Annotated in this window: 4 protein-coding genes; all 4 read right to left on the reverse strand. The window is 70.0% G+C overall.

Going from position 1 to position 2,194, the window contains the following annotated elements; all coding sequences use genetic code 11:
* Window positions 1–43 precede the first annotated feature (43 nt).
* The 4 genes from tatC to ACWEN3_RS45690 all read right to left on the reverse strand — a co-directional run bounded on the left by tatC (window position 44) and on the right by ACWEN3_RS45690 (window position 2,060).
* Window positions 44–988, reverse strand: a complete 945-nt coding sequence (gene tatC, locus ACWEN3_RS45675; RefSeq protein WP_452984253.1) for a twin-arginine translocase subunit TatC — start codon at window positions 986–988, stop codon at window positions 44–46.
* Window positions 989–1,035: 47 nt separating this feature from the next.
* Window positions 1,036–1,323, reverse strand: coding sequence for a Sec-independent protein translocase subunit TatA (tatA, locus tag ACWEN3_RS45680; RefSeq protein WP_452984255.1), 288 nt, complete (start codon window positions 1,321–1,323; stop codon window positions 1,036–1,038).
* A gap of 239 nt (window positions 1,324–1,562) precedes the next feature.
* Window positions 1,563–1,757: a hypothetical protein gene (locus tag ACWEN3_RS45685; protein ID WP_452984257.1), complete on the reverse strand. Its 195-nt coding sequence runs from the start codon at window positions 1,755–1,757 to the stop codon at window positions 1,563–1,565.
* Between the two features lie 42 nt (window positions 1,758–1,799).
* Window positions 1,800–2,060, reverse strand: a complete 261-nt coding sequence (locus ACWEN3_RS45690) for a hypothetical protein (RefSeq protein WP_452984259.1) — start codon at window positions 2,058–2,060, stop codon at window positions 1,800–1,802.
* Between the last annotated feature and the right edge of the window lie 134 nt (window positions 2,061–2,194).

Genomic DNA, 2,194 nt, shown 5'->3' on the forward strand with positions numbered 1-2,194 from the left:
CCGGGGCGGGGGCATCGCACGGCGGCTCGCCGGCCGCGGACGGTCAGGTCACGTCGTCGTAGCCGTTGACGCGGTCGGTGGCGCCGGGCAGCTCGGGGGCGCGGCTCGCGCTCACGGCCTCCACCTCGCCGATCTCCTCGGGCGTGAGGTCCAGCTCGGAGGCCTCGTCGTCGCCGGGTCCCTCGGCCGCGCGGCGGGCCCTGCGCCGGTCGTTGAGCAGCGCGACGGCCACGGCGATGAAGAACAGTCCCCAGATCGGCGCCGCCAGCGCCAGCATCGTCCCGGGGTCGGGGCTCGGTGTGGCCACGGCCGCGAAGGCGGCGATGCCGACGATCATGCCGCGCCACCAGCCGAGCATCCGCTGGCCGGACAGGATGCCGGTCAGGTTGAGCATCACCAGCAGCAACGGCATCTCGAAGGCGAGGCCGAACACGACGACCATGCGCGTGACCAGGTCGAGGAGCTCGTCCAGCGGAAGCAGGTTCTCCGCGCCACCCGGCGTGAGGTCGACCAGGAACTTCGCCGTCACGGGCAGCACGTGGAAGGCGAGGTAGCCGCCGACCAGGAAGAGCGGGAAGCCGAAACCGACGAAGGCGTAGGCGTACTTCTTCTCGTGCCGGTGCAGGCCCGGCGCGACGAACGCCCACAGCTGGTAGAGCCAGACCGGCGACGCCAGCACCACGCCGGCCGTCAGCGCGGTCTTCAGGGCGAGGGTGAACGGCGCCAGCAGGCCGTTGACCGTGATGTGCGCACAGTGGGCGTTCTTGGTCTTGGCCAGCTCCCCGAAGGACTGCCCGCAGCCGACCGACTGAAGCACCGGATGGGTGATGAAGTTGATGATGTCCTTGTAGAAGAAGGCCGAGATCACCGCCACGACGGTGATCGCAAGGACACCCTTTGCGAGCCGGTTGCGCAGCTCACGCAAGTGATCCGCGAGCGGCATACGCCCCTCGGGATCGCTCTCCTGCTTGCGGGAAGACTTGGGCAACCCACATCCTCATCTCGTGCAGCGGACCGGGTGCGCCGGTCCTCGCGTCAGCGCTGGGTGGAGTCGGTCGGCTCGTTGACCGGGCGGGAGCTGGTCACGTCGCCGGGCGAAGCCTGGATCGTGCGCTGAGCGGTGCTCTGGTCCTCCGCGGGCTGGGCAGGGGTGGTCGACTGCTTGCCGCCGTCGTCCTTCATCGCCTTGGCCTCGCTCTTCAGGATGCGAGCGGACTTGCCGAGCGAGCGCGCCATGTCCGGCAGCTTCTTGGAGCCGAACACGAGGACGATCACCAGAACCAGAAGCACCAGGTGCCACGGCTCAAGTGCGTTGCGGAACATAAGTCTTCACCTTCTCACTGAGGCGGGGCGGCAGGGCATGTCCGACCGGTCGGACAAGTGTCTGACCATCGTGCTGGCAGCGATCGTAACGCCCGGGGGTGAACGTAGAACAATCCCCGCGCCTACTTCCGCTTCCTCTGCGGACCGCGCCTCGTACTCCGGGCCGCGACCAGCAGCGTACCTGCCCGGACCGACAACGTGACAGGGCGAAGTGACCCAAACCGCATGGCCCGCGGCAATCACAGCGTGTCCACGGCGTGCGCCGCGCTGACGGCGGCCCGCTCCAGATCCTCGGCCGCGCGGTTGATTCGGCGCGCGGAGTCCGCGACCTGCTGCCCGAGGCGCCGCGCCTCCAGGAAGACCCGGACGGCGAGCACCCCCAGGACGGCGAGACCCAGGAAACCCATGGCTACCGCGAACATCGGCCAGAACATGACGTCGAGACTAGACCGTCGCCCGGACCGCGCCGCAGCCGCCTACACCGTGGAATGCAGCCGCAGCGTCCTGACCCCGCCGCCGGTGAGCAGCTCGATGACGCGCTCCCCGGCCGGCTTGCGGACCGCGCAACCGCAGTCGGGGCAGGTGAAGGAGTAGAACGTCGTCCGGCTGCTGGCGCCGATGGCGAGTCGCAGCGCGCTCGCGGCCAGCTCGAAACGGCCCCGGCAGTCCGGGCAGCCGGCTCTGAACATCACGGGCGCCACTCTTCTCATCCCCGCGAAGGCGGCGGCCACCGTCATCTGCCCCGCACCGGACACCCGAGACTCGTTCAAAGCGCTGGCTCCTGCCTCTCGTCCTGCCCCGGACCCGGCCCGCCGGCCACCCCGCACTCCGGGTTCGGCGGACCGTCGTACGCCGCCAGGGCCTCGCGGGC

The organism is Streptomyces sp. NPDC004561, from assembly GCF_053602155.1.

What these genes read in the sequence shown, in the direction of transcription:
- tatA (WP_452984255.1), bottom strand. Translation starts at nt 1,323, where the DNA reads ATGTTCCGCAACGCACTTGAGCCGTGGCACCTGGTGCTTCTGGTTCTG.
- ACWEN3_RS45685 (WP_452984257.1), bottom strand. Translation starts at nt 1,757, where the DNA reads ATGTTCTGGCCGATGTTCGCGGTAGCCATGGGTTTCCTGGGTCTCGCC.
- ACWEN3_RS45690 (WP_452984259.1), bottom strand. Translation starts at nt 2,060, where the DNA reads ATGACGGTGGCCGCCGCCTTCGCGGGGATGAGAAGAGTGGCGCCCGTG.